Origin of the sequence: Limnohabitans sp. Rim28, from assembly GCF_000293865.2 — a bacterium.
Lineage (GTDB): Bacteria > Pseudomonadota > Gammaproteobacteria > Burkholderiales > Burkholderiaceae_C > Limnohabitans_A.
The window spans coordinates 25,559-39,569 of record NZ_ALKN02000016.1; the positions used below are offsets into that span (position 1 = coordinate 25,559).

A 14,011-nucleotide genomic window follows, 5' to 3' on the forward strand; every position below is an offset into this window, starting at 1 on the left:
CGCGCACGCGGCGTGAAAAAGGTGACGTAGCCGTCATAGGCTTGAGCCGAAACACCATCCACGCTAAGGCACCTTCGGGTGCCTTTTTCATGGGCGGACGTCATCACAAACTCGGTTCAATGGTTCAACTGCCCCCAAGCCTTCTCCAGCCGCTTGATGCTGACCGGCTGCGGGGTGCGCAGCTCTTGCGCGAAGAAGCTCACGCGCAGCTCTTCCAGCAGCCAGCGGAACTCCAGCATGCGGGCGTCTTGGGCGCCTTTGCGTTCGGCCACCAGGCGCCAATAGCGTTGTTCTTGCGGTTTCAGCTCGGCCAGGCGCTGGGCGTCGCGGGCGGGGTCGGCGCGGTATTTGTCCAGGCGCAGTGTGATGGCCTTGAGGTAGCGGGCGCAGTGCTGCAGCTGCGGCCACGGGGTGGCGGCCATGAAGTTTTTGGGCATCAGGCGCTGCAGTTGCTGGGTGCAGTCAGCCGTCGCATCCGGGGCGTTTTTGGTGTCTTTGATCTTGCGGGTGGTCGCGCCAAACTCCAGCAAGATGGTGCCCGCCAGCCGGGCCACTTCGTTGGCAATCAGGGTGAGGCGGCCCCTGCCCTCTTCGATGCGGCGCTTGAAGGTGATTTCATCGTTGGGCAGCGGGTCCAGCAAAAAGGCGCGGTCCAGCGCCACGTCGATGATCTGCGCTTTCAGCTCATCGGCCGTGCCCAGCGGCATGTAGGCCACGGCCATTTTTTGCAGGTCGGGGATGTTTTTCTCGAGGTACTTGAGCGCGTCTTTGATTTGCAGCGCAAACAGGCGGCGCAGGCCGGCGCGGTTTTTGGCGGCGGCCACGTCGGGCTCGTCAAACACCTCGATGGTCACGGCGTCTTGCATGTCCACCAGCGCCGGAAAGCCGATCAGGGTCTGCCCGCCTTTGCTGATTTCCATCAGCTCGGGCAGTTCGCCAAAGGTCCAGGCGGTGTAGCGCTGGGGGGCCAAGGGCTTGACTTCGGAATTGGGAGACTTCTGTTTCTGCGGGGAATCCATGGGGGTCAGAGCCCGATTTCCTTCGGACAATCGGGATCCGACCCCCATGGATTTGGGGTCCTTCGACAAATCGGGGTCTGACCCCAATTTTTCTGGCGAAGCTGCCACAGGCGCAGAATTCACCTTCAGCTGCGCCAACGCTTGGAACGCGCCTCGCGCTTTGGCGCCCAACTCGCCCTTCAGCGCGCCCAGGTTGCGGCCCATGCCCAGCTGGCGCCCGTGCTCGTCCACCACCCGCAGGTTCATGAACAGGTGCGGGCTGAGCATCTCGTGTTTGAAGTCGGTGCGCTTGATGTCCAGGCTGGTCTCGTCGCGGGCTTTTTTGAGCAGCACATCGGTCAGCGACCCGGCACCAAACAACTCGGGCACCGACAGCTCGGCGGCCAAGCGCGTGGCCGATTCGGGCAAAGGCACAAAGCGGCTGCGTGGGCGCTGCGGCAAGCTTTTGAGCAAGGCCTGGATCTTGTCTTTGAGCAGACCGGGCACCAGCCATTCGCAGCGGTCTTCGCTCACCTGGTTCAGCACAAACAAAGGCACAGTCACCGTGACGCCGTCGCGGGCGTCGCCCGGCTCGTGCAGATAAGTGGCCTGGCAGTCGGTGCCGCCCAAGCGGATCTGTTTGGGAAAGGCCTGCGTGGTGATCCCTGCGGCTTCGTGGCGCATCAGCTCTTCGCGGGTCAGCAGCAACAAGCGCGGCTGCTTGGCGCTCTCATTGCGGTACCAGTTTTCCAGCAGGCGGCCACTGCACACATCGGCGGGCAATTGCTGGTCGTAAAAAGCGTAGATCAGCTCATCGTCCACCAACACGTCTTGGCGGCGCGACTTGTGCTCCAGCTCTTCGACCTTGGCGATCATCTTGTGGTTGGCGGCCAAGAACGGCAGCGGGGTTTCCCACTGGTTGCCCACCAGCGCTTCACGGATGAAAATCTCGCGTGCGCCGTGCAGGTCCACCCGGCTGTAGGGCGTGCGGCGGCCGCTGTAGACCACCAGGCCATACAAAGTGGCCCGCTCCAGCGCCACCACTTCGGCCGATTTCTTTTCCCAATGCGGGTCGAGCAGTTGTTTCTTGAGCAAATGGGCGCCCACCTGCTCCAGCCACTGCGGCTCGATGGCGGCAATGCCCCGCCCAAACAGGCGCGTGGTTTCCACCAGCTCGGCCACCACGATCCAGCGGCCCGGCTTTTTGGACAGGTGCGCGCCGGGGTGTTTGTGGAACTTGATGCCGCGCGCGCCCAGATAGGCTTCTTCGTCTTCCAGCTTGTAACCCACGTTGCCCAGCAGGCCCGCCAGCATGGACAGGTGCAGCTGCTCGTAGCTCGCGGGCTGGGTGTTGATGCGCCATTGGTGCTCGGCCACCACTGTGAGCAGCTGGGTGTGCGTGTCGCGCCACTCACGCACACGCCGGACGTTGATGAAATTCTGGCGCAGCAGTTGCTCGTATTGGCGGTTGCTGAGTTTGTGGGTGGCCGTGGCGTTAATCGGGGTCATAATCGGGGTCAGATCCCGATTGTTTCGGAAATCGGGGTCAGAGCCCGAGTTTCGCTTCGCGAAATCGGGATCCGACCCCGATTTCCTGGCAACCGTTGCGCTTGATTTGTTGTGCCGCTCACCACCTCGGGCATCGTGGATCCATTTCCAGAGTTTCAGGTAGCCGGTGAACTCGCTCTTGTCGTCGTCGAACTTAGCGTGTTGCTGGTCGGCCTGGGCCTGGGCATCCATGGGGCGGTCGCGCACGTCTTGGACGCTCATGGCGCTGGCGATCACCAGCACTTCATCGAGGGCGTTGCGGTGTCTCGCTTCCAAAATCATGCGCCCCACGCGCGGGTCGAGCGGCAAGCGGGCGAGCTCTTTGCCAATGGGCGTGAGTTCGTTGTCGTCATCGACCGCACCCAGCTCGGCCAGCAGCTGGTAGCCGTCGGTGATCGCCCGTTTGGACGGTGCTTCGATGAAGGGGAAGTCTTCCACCACCCCCAGGTGCAGGCTCTTCATGCGCAAGATCACGCCAGCCAAGGACGAACGCAGGATTTCCGGGTCGGTGAAGCGCGGGCGACCTGCAAAGTCTTTGTCGTCGTACAGGCGGATGCAGATGCCGTTGGCCACGCGGCCGCAGCGGCCCGCACGCTGGTTGGCTGCGGCCTGGCTGATGGGCTCGACCATGAGCTGCTCGACCTTGCTGCGCAGGCTGTAGCGCTTGACGCGGGCGGTGCCGGCGTCGATCACGTAACGGATGCCGGGCACGGTGAGCGAGGTTTCTGCCACGTTGGTGGCCAGCACGATGCGGCGGCCGTTGGACGCCTCAAAAATCTGGTCTTGCTCGGCCTGCGACAGGCGGGCAAACAGGGGCAGCACTTCGGCGTTGCGGGTCAGTGGCTGGTGCGCCAGGTGCTTGCGCAGGTGGTCGGCGGCTTCGCGAATCTCGCGCTCGCCCGGCAAAAAGATCAGGATATCGCCCCCTGCCCCACCTTGCCAAAGTTCGTCCACGCCGTCGGCCATGGCCTCGTTCAGGCCATAGTCACGCGTCTCTTCAAACGGGCGGTAACGCTGCTCCACCGGGAAGGTGCGGCCCGAGACCATGATGACCGGGGCCGGTCCGTTGCGCGAGGCAAAGTGCTTGGCAAAGCGGTCGGCGTCGATCGTGGCCGAGGTGACGACGATCTTGAGGTCCGGGCGGCGCGGCAAGATTTGGCGCAGGTAGCCCAGCAAAAAGTCGATGTTCAGGCTGCGTTCGTGTGCCTCGTCGATGATGATGGTGTCATACGCTTGCAGCAGCGGGTCGGTTTGGGTTTCGGCCAGCAAAATGCCGTCGGTCATGAGCTTGACGGACGCGTTTTTGCTCAAACGGTCTTGGAACCGGACCTTGAAACCCACCACCTCGCCCAAGGGCGTTTTGAGTTCTTCGGCAATGCGCTTGGCCACCGAGCTGGCCGCAATGCGCCTGGGCTGGGTGTGGCCGATCATCCGCGCCCGCTCACCGGGCTTGGCGTTGCCTCTTGCCGCGCCAGAACCAGGAATGGGGCGCTGACCGCGCCCCATGGCCAGCGCAATTTTGGGCAGCTGCGTGGTCTTGCCCGAGCCGGTTTCGCCGCAGACGATGATGACCTGGTGCTGGTCCATGGCGGCCATGATTTCATCACGGCGGGCCGAGACGGGCAGGCCTTCGGGGAAGTCGATTTGGAGGGGGGATAGGTTTGCAGACTCGGTCACGGGCTGGATTATCCCATGACACACATTCACGTGCTACACTGGTTTACGTGACTTTGACACTGGAAGTTTTCGATGACCAACCTGACCATTTCCCTCGACGAAAACCTCGTCAAACAAGCCCGCATCAAGGCCATTCAAGAAGGCACATCCTTGAGCGCGAAGGTGCGCGAGATGCTCGCTGCCTATGTGCGGCAAGACATGCCTGCCGCCCCAGTGGTGATTCCCAAACTGCCCGTTTCCAAAGCCCGTGGTGGTCTAAAGCAGGGCATTGACCCCAGCAGCAACCGATCCCTGTACGACGCGATGGACGCGGGCATGGACATCCATCATCTGTCATGACCCCTGACGTGAATGTGTTGGTGGCGGCGTTTCGGCCCGACCACCCCCACCATCGGAGTGCCCGCGCCTGGCTGGACGATGCAGTGATTCAAGCCGCCAACGGACGCGTCAGCCTGATGCTGCTGGGCACAGTCGTGACCGGCTTTTTACGCATCACCACCCACCCCAAAATTTTTCGGGAAACTGATCCTTTGCAGGATGTGAGCGACTTCATCGACAGCCTGCTCAGTTGCCCCGGCGTGCAATTTCAGCCACAGGGCGCCACCTGGCCCCATCTGCGGCAAGTGTGTCTGGCACAACAAGCTACAGGCAACTTGATCACCGATGCATGGATCGCCGCGACGGTGATGCAATCCGGTGAGACACTCTGCACATTCGATCGGGATTTTTCCCAATTGCTGCCTACTGCCCAGCTTCTATTGCTCAAGCCCTGAAACCTCAAGCCCATGTCCACAGTCTTCAACTTCACCTTCGTGCCCTGGTTTCGCTCGGTGGCGCCCTACATCCACATGCACCGGGGCAAGACCTTTGTGGTGGGCATCGCGGGCGAGGCCATTGCGGCAGGCAAGCTGCAAAACCTGGCGCAGGATTTGGCGCTGATCCAGAGCATGGGCGTGAAGATCGTGCTGGTGCACGGCTTTCGCCCACAGGTCAATGAGCAACTGGCCGCCAAGGGCCACACGCCCAAATACTCGCACGGCATCCGCATCACCGACAGCGTGGCTTTGGACTGCGCCCAAGAGGCAGCAGGCCAGCTGCGCTACGAAATTGAAGCAGCCTTCAGCCAAGGCCTGCCCAACACACCCATGGCAGGCTCCACCGTGCGGGTGTTGTCGGGCAACTTCATCACCGCCCGGCCTGTGGGCATTGTGGATGGCGTGGATTTCATCCACTCGGGCCTGGTGCGCAAGGTGGACGTGGACGGCATCATGCGCACACTGGACATGGGCGCGATGGTGCTGCTGTCGCCATTTGGTTTTTCTCCCACGGGCGAGGCCTTCAATTTGGCGATGGAAGAGGTGGCCACCAGCGTGGCCACAGAGTTGCAGGCCGACAAGCTGATTTTTGTGACCGAAGTGCCGGGCATTCGCATTGAGCCACACGCCCCCGCCAGCGACGACAACCCCATTGACACCGAACTGCCGCTGGCTGCTGCCAAACAGTTGCTGGCCTCGCTGCCCCAGCCGACCGAGCCGACCGACATCGGTTTTTATTTGCAGCACTGCGTGAAGGCGTGCGAAGAAGGCGTGGAGCGTTCGCACATCCTGCCCTTTGCGGTGGACGGCGCTTTGTTGCTGGAGGTGTATGTGCACGACGGCATCGGCACCATGGTGATCGATGAAAAACTGGAAGAACTGCGCGAGGCCACCGCTGATGATGTGGGCGGCATCTTGCAACTGATCGAGCCGTTTGAGAAGGACGGCACCTTGGTCAAGCGCGACCGCACCGAAATCGAGCGCGACATTGACCACTACACCATCATCGACCACGATGGCGTGATCTTTGCCTGCGCGGCCCTTTACCCCTACCCCGAGGCCAAAACGGCCGAGATGGCGGCACTCACCGTGTCACCCCAGTCACAAGGTCAGGGCGATGGCGAAAAGGTTTTGAAGCGCATTGAGCAACGCGCTCGCGCCATGGGGGTCAAAAGCATTTTTGTGCTGACCACCCGCACCATGCACTGGTTCATCAAACGCGGCTTTGTGCAACAAGACCCCGACTGGCTGCCCGAAGCGCGCAAACGCAAATACAACTGGGACCGCAAGAGCCAGGTGCTGGTCAAGAAGCTTTGAGCTTCAGCGGCTGCGCCAAGCCTGCACAGCGATGGTCAAGCCCATGAGGGCGAACACGACAAAAGCCACAAACGACCAGTTGGCGATGGAGCCGCCCAAAAAGGTCCAGTCGATCTTGCTGCAGTCACCGCTGCCTTTGAAGATCATGGGAATGGCACGGTTGAGGGGAAAGTTTTCGACCATGCCGTAAAAGTCTCGCCCGCAGTTGACCACCTCGGGCGGGTACCACTGCAGCCAGCTTTGGCGAGCGGCGGTGAAGGCGCCAAAGCCCGCAGCCAGCGTCAAAAGCAGGCCGGATGCGGTCAAGCCTTGGCTGCGCAAACGCCAGCCGACCAAGGCGAACACCACCACACCGATCAGGGCGTAGCGCTGCACGATGCACATGGGGCATGGATTCAGCCCGACCAGATGCTGCAAATACAGGCCAAACACCAGCATGCCGATGCCTGACAAAGCGATCAGCAACATCCAGCGCTGGGGGGAAACAAAAGGGAGGTTCATGGGTGCTCGTTGAAAGACAACGGGGGCATTTTGCCCCCGTGTTCATGGATCGGTTGGCGCGCTGAAGGACAAAGCCCCAAGGGCCTCAGGATTCCGCAAACGCCCGCTCGATGACGAAAGCGCCGGGCGTGCTGGTGTTGCCCTCTTTCAAGCCGCGCTCTTCGCAAATGCGCTTGAGGTCTTTCAGCATTTCGGGCGAGCCGCAAATCATCACGCGGTCGGTTTCGGGGTTGAGCGTGGGCAGTCCCAGGTCGGCAAACAACTTGCCGTTTTCCATCAGCTCGGTCACGCGGCCCTGATTTTTGTAAGGCTCACGCGTGACGGTGGGGTAGTACAGCAGCTGCTGGCTGACCATCTCGCCCAAGAACTCATGCGCGGGCAGCTCTTGGGTGATGTAGTCGTGGTAGGCCAGCTCATTGACCTGGCGCACGCCGTGCACCAGGATCACTTTTTCAAAGCGCTCATAGGTTTCAGGGTCGCGGATGATGCTCATGAACGGGGCCAAGCCGGTGCCGGTGCCCATCAGGTACAGGTTTTTGCCAGGCAGCAGGTAGTCGCACAACAAGGTGCCCGTGGGTTTGCGGCCCACGATGATGGTGTCGCCCACCTGAATGTGCTGCAGCCTGGAGGTCAGCGGACCGTCGGGCACTTTGATGCTCAAGAACTCCAAGTGTTCTTCGTAGTTGGCACTGGCAATGGAGTAGGCACGCAGCAGGGGTTTGCCGTTGTCGCCGCGCAGCCCAATCATGGTGAAGTGGCCATTCGAAAAGCGCAGGGCCTGGTCGCGGGTGGTGGTGAAACTGAACAGGCGGTCGGTCCAGTGGTGGACGCTCAAAACACGTTCTTCAAGAAATGCACTCATTTGGTATTGCTGTGTGTTGGGAGACAAGAGACCCAAAGCTCTGGGGGGATGCTGAAAGCTTGCTACAGTTACGGCCTGTCAGGCCACGCGACATCGGAATGAAGCCGGATTGTCGTGTGAACCGCTCCCAACTGGAAATATGGAAATTCTATATCCGTATAACCAGCGCTTCTTAAGATACATCAAGGCAAGAGACCACCATGGCACGCACCGTTCAATGCATCAAACTCGGCAAAGAAGCAGAGGGTCTGGATTTTCCGCCCTACCCCGGCGATTTGGGCAAGCGCATTTGGGAGGGCGTGAGCAAGCAAGCCTGGGGCGATTGGCTCAAGCACCAGACCATGCTGGTGAACGAAAACCGCCTGAACCTGGCCGATCTGCGTGCTCGCCAGTATCTTGCGCGCCAGATGGAAAACCACTTTTTCGGCGATGGAGCCGATGCGGCCCAAGGTTACGTGCCGCCTGCTGCCAGCTGACCGCTTGCCGGTCCTTCCTCATTTTTCCCTGAAGTTTTGAGCCGCCCCGCCGACCTTCGCCGGGCACTGGTCGTCGGTGCGGGCTTGTCGGGGTCTGCGGTGGCCTTCAGCTTGGCCCAGCGGGGCTGGGCGGTCACGGTGCTCGACCGGGCCTCAAGCCCTGGCGCAGGCGCTTCGGGCTTGCCCGTTGGCTTGGCTGCGCCCCACGTCTCGCCCGATGACCATGTGCTGTCACGCATCACGCGTGCGGGTGTTGAGGCCACATTGCACCGCGCCCAAGCACTGCTGAACACGGGCACCGACTGGGACTTGACGGGTGTTCTAGAGCACAACATGGCGGGCAAACGCCGCTTGCCTGCCGACGCTTCTGATCTACATAGCAGCCCGGCCAGCGCAGCCCAAATTGCTGCCGCAGGCTTACCTGCGGGGACTCCCGCGCTTTGGCACAGCCATGCGGGTTGGATTCGGCCCCGACAACTCGTGGCGGCGCAACTGCAAACGCCAGGTGTGCATGTGCGATGGGACCAAGATGTGCACGCCATCGAACGCCAAGCCGAACTGTGGTCCGTGACCGATGCCCAAGGCCGAACGCTGGCCCAATCCCGTTTTTTGGTGGTGGCCAGCGCCTTTGACAGTTTGGCTTTGCTGCGGCCCCTGCCTGGCTTTGCGGTGCCCCTCAACCCCTTGCGAGGACAGGTCAGTTACGGGCTGATGTCCGATTTAAAGACCGACTTGGGCGCCCAGCCCTCACCTGCATTACCGCCTTTTCCGGTCAACGGTCACGGCAGCTTCATCAGCGGTGTCCCCACGCCGGAAGGCCCGCTGGGCTGGTACATCGGGTCAACCTTTGAGCGCAACTGTGAGCAAGCCCCTGTTCGCACCGAAGACCACGCCGCCAACCAAGTGCGTTTGGCCACCCTGCTGCCCGACTTGGGCCAAGCCATGTCCGGGCAATTCGGGCCGAATCGTGTGATGGGATGGGCCGGTCTGCGCTGCACCTTGCCCAACCGCCTGCCTGCGGTAGGGCCGATTGACCCCCTGCGTCTGCCGGGCCTTTGGATCAGCGCTGGCATGGGTGCGCGCGGCATCAGCTTGGCCGTGCTCTGCGGCGAGCTCACGGCCACGTGGATGAGCCACGAACCCTTGCCATTGCCACCGGCTTTGGTCAAACATTTGGCAGCGCAGCGCTACGCGACCTCAAAAATTTAACAAAATCATCAAAAACAACTAGGATGAGCCTTTCCAACACCCGTTGAGGTGATGGTTTCAACCAGGAGAGCCGCTCATGGCCCGTCAATCCCTGTCTCGCTATTTGCCATGGCTAATGACAGCCCCACTGGCCTTGGTGGCTTGGCCCTTATCGCCTTGGGCCAGCGCAGCCTTCGCCGTGTTGTTTGTTTTGGGCTGGCTGGACTTCAGGCAAACCAAACAGGCCGTGCGCCGCAACTATCCCCTCACAGGTCGCCTGCGTTACGCACTGGAATACATCCGGCCCGAGTTGCGACAGTATTTTTTGGAAAACGATGAGGAAAAGCTCCCGTTTTCGCGCAACCAAAGGGCCATGGTGTACGCCCGCTCCAAAGTCGAAAATGACAAACGCGGTTTTGGCAGCATCAAAGACATGTACAGCCCAGGCACCGAGTGGATTGCCCATTCTTTGCAACCCCTGCAACCCGACCCGGCCACATTCAGGGTGAGGGTGGGCGAAGGCCAATGTACGCAAGCCTACGATTTGTCACTGTTCAACATCTCGGGCATGAGCTTTGGGGCTTTATCGCCCAACGCCGTGAAAGCCTTGAACCGGGGCGCCGCCTTGGGCGGCTTTGCCCACGACACGGGCGAAGGCAGCATCTCTCGCCACCACCGCGAACACGGCGGTGACCTGATCTGGCAAATCGCTTCGGGTTACTTTGGATGTCGCACGCCCGACGGCCACTTTGACCCCGATCGCTTTGTGCAGCAGGCCCAATCGCCGCAGGTCAAGATGATCGAAGTCAAGCTGTCTCAAGGGGCCAAGCCCGGCCACGGCGGCGTGCTGCCCAAGGCCAAAGTGAGCCCAGAGATTGCAGAGGCCCGAGGTGTGCCCATGGGCCAAGACTGCGTCTCGCCGGCCCGCCACTCGGCCTTCTCCACCCCCATCGAACTGTTGAATTTCGTGACCCAATTGCGCCAGTTGTCTGGCGGCAAGCCGGTGGGCATCAAGCTCTGCGTGGGCCACCCGGCTGAATGGTTTTCCATCGTCAAAGCCATGCTGGCCACGGGCCAAACACCCGACTTCGTTGTGGTCGATGGGGCTGAAGGCGGCACCGGCGCGGCCCCCATTGAGTTTGCCGACCATGTGGGCATGCCGCTGCGCGACGGCCTGCGCTTGGTGCACAACAGTTTGGTGGGCGCGGGTCTGAGGGAGCGCATCAAGATTGGTGCTTCGGGCAAAGTGATCTCGGCCTTTGACATCGCACGCTGCTTGGCGCTGGGGGCCGATTGGTGCAATTCGGCGCGGGGCTTCATGTTTGCGCTGGGCTGCATCCAATCACGCAGCTGCCATACCGACCACTGCCCCACGGGCGTCGCCACGCAAGACCCGGTGCGCCAACGCGCCATCGTGGTGACAGACAAGGCAGAACGGGTGTTTTATTTCCACGCCAACACGCTGCATGCGCTGGCAGACTTGGTGGGCGCTGCGGGTTTAAAACGACCCGGCGACATCACGCCGCACCACCTGATGGTGCGACACGCCCATGGCAACGCGAAATCGCTGGCTGCCAGCATTGAGACGCTGGAGGCCGGCGCGTTGTTGTCGTCCGAAAACACCGACAACGCAGCCGACACATTGCCCAACCTTTTCGCCGAGTTTTGGCCCAGCAGTTCAGCCCATCACTGGGGCGTGTCTCCCGCCTGAGGATTTACTTCATGGCTTCAGCAGGTCGGCGCGAACGCACGTAAGCGTCTGTGGGCAAGTGGTTTTTGCCATCGGCATAACGCCACTGCACCATGGTGCCCTTGCCACCCCGCAAATCGAGCTTGCCCACATAAGCCCCCATGGTGGACTGCTGGTCAATCGCGCGGAATTCAGCCGGTCCAAACGGTGTGCTGAACTTCAGGCCCCGCATGGCGATGACCAATTTTTCGTTGTCCACGCTGCCCGCTTTTTTGATGCCTGCAAAAATGGACTGCATGGTGGCGTAGCCCACCACCGAGCCGAGTTTGGGGTTTTCGCCAAACTTGCGGTAGTAGTTGGCCGCAAAGCTGGCGTGTTCCCGGCTGTCAATTTGGTCCCAAGGGTAGCCGGTCACGATCCAGCCTTTGGGGGTTTCGTCTTTCAGCACTTCCAGGTACTCGGGCTCGCCCGACAGCATGGACACCACGGGTGTCTTGGGGAAGATGTTGCGCTGGTTGCCTTCGCGCACCAGTTTGGCCAAGTCGGCGCCAAAGGTCACGTTGAAAACCGCATCGGGCTTGGCGGCCATGGTGGCGGTCAAGGTGCTGCCCGCGTCGATCTTGCCCAGCGCTGGCCATTGCTCGCTCACAAACTCGACGTCAGGGCGCTTGGCTTTGAGCAGCTCCTTGAAGCTGGCCACCGAGCTTTGGCCATACTCGTAATTGGGCGCGATCGTGGCCCAACGCTTGGCGGGCATCTTGGCCGCTTCCTCGACCAACATGGACGCTTGCATGTAGGTGCTGGCCCTCAGGCGAAAGGTGTAGCGGTTGCCTTTTTCCCAAACGATGGCATCGGTCAAAGGCTCGCTGGCGATGAACAAGCGCTTGTTTTTGACCGCATGGTCGGCCAAGGCCAAACCCACATTTGACAAAAAGCCACCCGCCAAAATGTCCACTTTTTCCTTGGACGTGAGCTCGATCGCGTGACGCAAGGCTTCGTCGGGTTTGCCGGCATCGTCACGGGCGATCACTTCGACCTTGCGACCCAACAAGCCGCCCTGCGCGTTGATTTCCTCGACCGCCAGCTGCCAGCCTTGCCGATAGGGCTGGGTGAACTGGGGCATGGACGAGTAACTGTTGATTTCACCAATCTTGATGGGTGTTTGGGCCACAACGGGCGCAGCAGCGGCGGCGAACAACAAACCGACGGCAATGAGGCGATTCATGGGGGTTTCCAAGGCTGAAAAGCAAAAGAGGTGACTGTACCAGCGCCCCAAAAACTTGTCGCTTGGGGGACATAAGCCCCCATGTTGGACCATGGCCCCTTTATCGGATGGCTTGATGCTTGGCCAACCAAGTCGCCAAGCGCTCCACACCCTGCTGCAAACGCGCCAAGTCTTTGGACGCGAAGCACCAGCGCAGCCAACCTGCGGCTTCGGGCGCAAAGGCCTCGCCGGGGGCCAGGCCCAGCCCGGCTTCGGCCACCAGGCGTTTGGCCGTGACAACCGCATCGGGATGCCCGTCGAGTTTGAAAAACGCGTACATGCCGCCTTTGGCGGGGGCCACTTGCACCCCCGGCACCGCTTGCAGCAAGGGCACCAGGGTGTCGCGGCAGGCTTTGAGGTGGGCCACCACGCGGGGTGTGATGTCGGCGGTGTTTTGCAAAGCCACCACCCCTGCCTTTTGAGTGAACACCGAAGCACAAGAGGTGTTGAACTCGATCAGCTTGCCCATGTGCGGCGTCATGGCGGCGGGCATGACCAGCCAACCCAAGCGCCAGCCGGTCATCAAAAAGCTCTTGGAAAAGCTGTGCACCACCACCAGGCGGTCATCGGGTTCGGCCACATCCAAAAACGACGGGGCGCAGCCGTTGGCGGTGTCGGTTTCGTAATAGAGGCGCTCGTACACCTCGTCGGCCAGCACCCAGGTGCCGGTGCTGCGGCAGTGCGCCAAGATCTCGGCCTGCTCGGCGCGGCTGAGTGTCCAGCCCGTGGGGTTGTTGGGCGAATTGACGATCAGCATCCGCGTGGCGGGTGTGATGGTGGCTTTGAGGGCCGCCATGTCGAGCTGCCACTGACCGTTCACCGGGCGCAGCGACACGCATTTCAAACGAGCGCCCATCACCAAGGCCTGCGCCGTGAGGTTGGGCCACACGGGTGTCACGGCAAGCACTTCGTCGCCCGCGTCGATCAGGGCTTGCGCGGCCAGCATCAGCGCATTCACGCCGCCCGAGGTGATGGCCAAACGGTCCACCCCAACAGGGCCATGCAGGGCCGACATGTAAGCGGACACCGCCTGACGCAACTCGGGCAGGCCCAGGTTGTGTGAATAAAAAGTCTCGCCCTTTTGCAGCGAATCGATGGCGGCTTGGCGCACGATGTCGGGCGTCACTTCATCAGACTCGCCAAACCAAAAGGCCAACACATCGGGGCGGCCCATGCCCGCGTTGGCAACTTCACGGATGCGGGATTCTTCCAGATCCATGACGGCCTGGCGCATGAAAGGGGCGGTGTTTTTGTTCATGCCAGCATCCTAATGCTTGACGCGTTCTCAACGCGTCACCTCTTGCACAAGATTTCACCTGGATGAGGCAGGTGATTGCAGATGTGCCGGGCTTGCCTATGATGGACAACACCATAAAAGACAGGGAGAACGCCATGAAGACTCGGCATTTCGCGTCGACGCTCGCCAGCGTGGGTTGGGGGCTGGGCTTGCTGGCGGCTGTGCCCGCCAGTGGGGCCACAGACCACTTCACCGCCGTGACCGCCGCGGACAAACCGGCCAAAAAAACCAAACAGGCCAAACAGACCAAAGCCCCCAAGCCGCCCACCGACAAAGGCTCGGCAGAAAGCAAGTCGGATCGCGACAAACGCCTGATTCGCGAATGCCGAGGCCGACCCAATGCCGGGGCCTGCGAAGGCTACGCCAGCTGAGTGATGG

At 61.3% G+C, this 14,011-nt stretch carries 12 protein-coding genes; 7 read left to right on the top strand and 5 right to left on the bottom strand.

From position 1 onward, the window contains the following. Nucleotides 1–116: 116 nt before the first annotated feature. Nucleotides 117–4,223 (bottom strand): ATP-dependent RNA helicase HrpA, encoded by a 4,107-nt coding sequence (gene hrpA / locus B472_RS14990; protein WP_040505824.1) that lies wholly within the window; start codon nt 4,221–4,223, stop codon nt 117–119. 72 nt (nt 4,224–4,295) lie between these two features. On the opposite strand from hrpA, the gene B472_RS14995 reads away from it, so the two are divergent. The 3 genes from B472_RS14995 to argA are packed head-to-tail and all read left to right on the top strand — an operon-like array spanning nt 4,296 to nt 6,355. After that, the gene (locus tag B472_RS14995; protein WP_019426041.1) at nt 4,296–4,562 is read left to right on the top strand and encodes a ribbon-helix-helix protein, CopG family; all 267 of its coding nucleotides are present in this window, start codon (nt 4,296–4,298) and stop codon (nt 4,560–4,562) included. Further along, nucleotides 4,559–4,996: a TA system VapC family ribonuclease toxin gene (locus B472_RS15000; RefSeq protein ID WP_019426042.1), complete on the top strand. Its 438-nt coding sequence runs from the start codon at nt 4,559–4,561 to the stop codon at nt 4,994–4,996. The genes B472_RS14995 and B472_RS15000 overlap by 4 nt, the downstream gene beginning before the upstream one ends. Before the next feature lie 12 nt (nt 4,997–5,008). Continuing rightward, nucleotides 5,009–6,355, top strand: coding sequence for an amino-acid N-acetyltransferase (gene argA, locus B472_RS15005; RefSeq protein ID WP_019426043.1), 1,347 nt, complete (start codon nt 5,009–5,011; stop codon nt 6,353–6,355). A 3-nt stretch (nt 6,356–6,358) separates the two neighbouring features. On the opposite strand, the gene B472_RS15010 is transcribed toward argA, so the two are convergent. Then, entirely contained in the window at nt 6,359–6,856 is a 498-nt protein-coding gene (locus B472_RS15010) for a disulfide bond formation protein B (protein WP_026039370.1), read from the bottom strand. Between the two features lie 85 nt (nt 6,857–6,941). Beyond that, on the bottom strand, nt 6,942–7,718 hold the full coding sequence (locus B472_RS15015) for a ferredoxin--NADP reductase (RefSeq protein ID WP_019426045.1): 777 nt from the start codon (nt 7,716–7,718) through the stop codon (nt 6,942–6,944). A 200-nt stretch (nt 7,719–7,918) separates the two neighbouring features. Here B472_RS15015 and B472_RS15020 point away from each other — a divergent pair, with 200 nt between their 5' ends. From B472_RS15020 to B472_RS15030, 3 genes are all read left to right on the top strand, one after another. Further along, nucleotides 7,919–8,194, top strand: coding sequence for an oxidative damage protection protein (locus tag B472_RS15020; protein ID WP_019426046.1), 276 nt, complete (start codon nt 7,919–7,921; stop codon nt 8,192–8,194). A gap of 36 nt (nt 8,195–8,230) precedes the next feature. After that, on the top strand, nt 8,231–9,403 hold the full coding sequence (gene mnmC, locus B472_RS15025; RefSeq protein WP_019426047.1) for an FAD-dependent 5-carboxymethylaminomethyl-2-thiouridine(34) oxidoreductase MnmC: 1,173 nt from the start codon (nt 8,231–8,233) through the stop codon (nt 9,401–9,403). A 76-nt stretch (nt 9,404–9,479) separates the two neighbouring features. Further along, nucleotides 9,480–11,093 (top strand): FMN-binding glutamate synthase family protein, encoded by a 1,614-nt coding sequence (locus tag B472_RS15030; protein WP_040505825.1) that lies wholly within the window; start codon nt 9,480–9,482, stop codon nt 11,091–11,093. A 4-nt stretch (nt 11,094–11,097) separates the two neighbouring features. Here B472_RS15030 and B472_RS15035 read toward each other — a convergent pair whose 3' ends face one another. Together B472_RS15035 and B472_RS15040 are read right to left on the bottom strand one after the other, a co-directional pair. Next, complete coding sequence (locus B472_RS15035; protein WP_019426049.1) at nt 11,098–12,297, bottom strand: ABC transporter substrate-binding protein; 1,200 nt, start codon at nt 12,295–12,297, stop codon at nt 11,098–11,100. Between the two features lie 100 nt (nt 12,298–12,397). Continuing rightward, nucleotides 12,398–13,594: a pyridoxal phosphate-dependent aminotransferase gene (locus B472_RS15040; protein ID WP_019426050.1), complete on the bottom strand. Its 1,197-nt coding sequence runs from the start codon at nt 13,592–13,594 to the stop codon at nt 12,398–12,400. 134 nt (nt 13,595–13,728) lie between these two features. On the opposite strand from B472_RS15040, the gene B472_RS15045 reads away from it, so the two are divergent. Beyond that, nucleotides 13,729–14,004 (top strand): hypothetical protein, encoded by a 276-nt coding sequence (locus B472_RS15045; RefSeq protein ID WP_040505829.1) that lies wholly within the window; start codon nt 13,729–13,731, stop codon nt 14,002–14,004. Nucleotides 14,005–14,011: the final 7 nt, after the last annotated feature.

Coding starts and splice junctions, on each gene's coding strand:
- B472_RS14995 (WP_019426041.1), top strand. CDS start 4,296: ATGACCAACCTGACCATTTCCCTCGACGAAAACCTCGTCAAACAAGCC.
- B472_RS15000 (WP_019426042.1), top strand. CDS start 4,559: ATGACCCCTGACGTGAATGTGTTGGTGGCGGCGTTTCGGCCCGACCAC.
- argA (WP_019426043.1), top strand. CDS start 5,009: ATGTCCACAGTCTTCAACTTCACCTTCGTGCCCTGGTTTCGCTCGGTG.
- B472_RS15010 (WP_026039370.1), bottom strand. CDS start 6,856: ATGAACCTCCCTTTTGTTTCCCCCCAGCGCTGGATGTTGCTGATCGCT.
- B472_RS15015 (WP_019426045.1), bottom strand. CDS start 7,718: ATGAGTGCATTTCTTGAAGAACGTGTTTTGAGCGTCCACCACTGGACC.
- B472_RS15020 (WP_019426046.1), top strand. CDS start 7,919: ATGGCACGCACCGTTCAATGCATCAAACTCGGCAAAGAAGCAGAGGGT.
- B472_RS15030 (WP_040505825.1), top strand. CDS start 9,480: ATGGCCCGTCAATCCCTGTCTCGCTATTTGCCATGGCTAATGACAGCC.
- B472_RS15035 (WP_019426049.1), bottom strand. CDS start 12,297: ATGAATCGCCTCATTGCCGTCGGTTTGTTGTTCGCCGCCGCTGCTGCG.
- B472_RS15040 (WP_019426050.1), bottom strand. CDS start 13,594: ATGAACAAAAACACCGCCCCTTTCATGCGCCAGGCCGTCATGGATCTG.
- B472_RS15045 (WP_040505829.1), top strand. CDS start 13,729: ATGAAGACTCGGCATTTCGCGTCGACGCTCGCCAGCGTGGGTTGGGGG.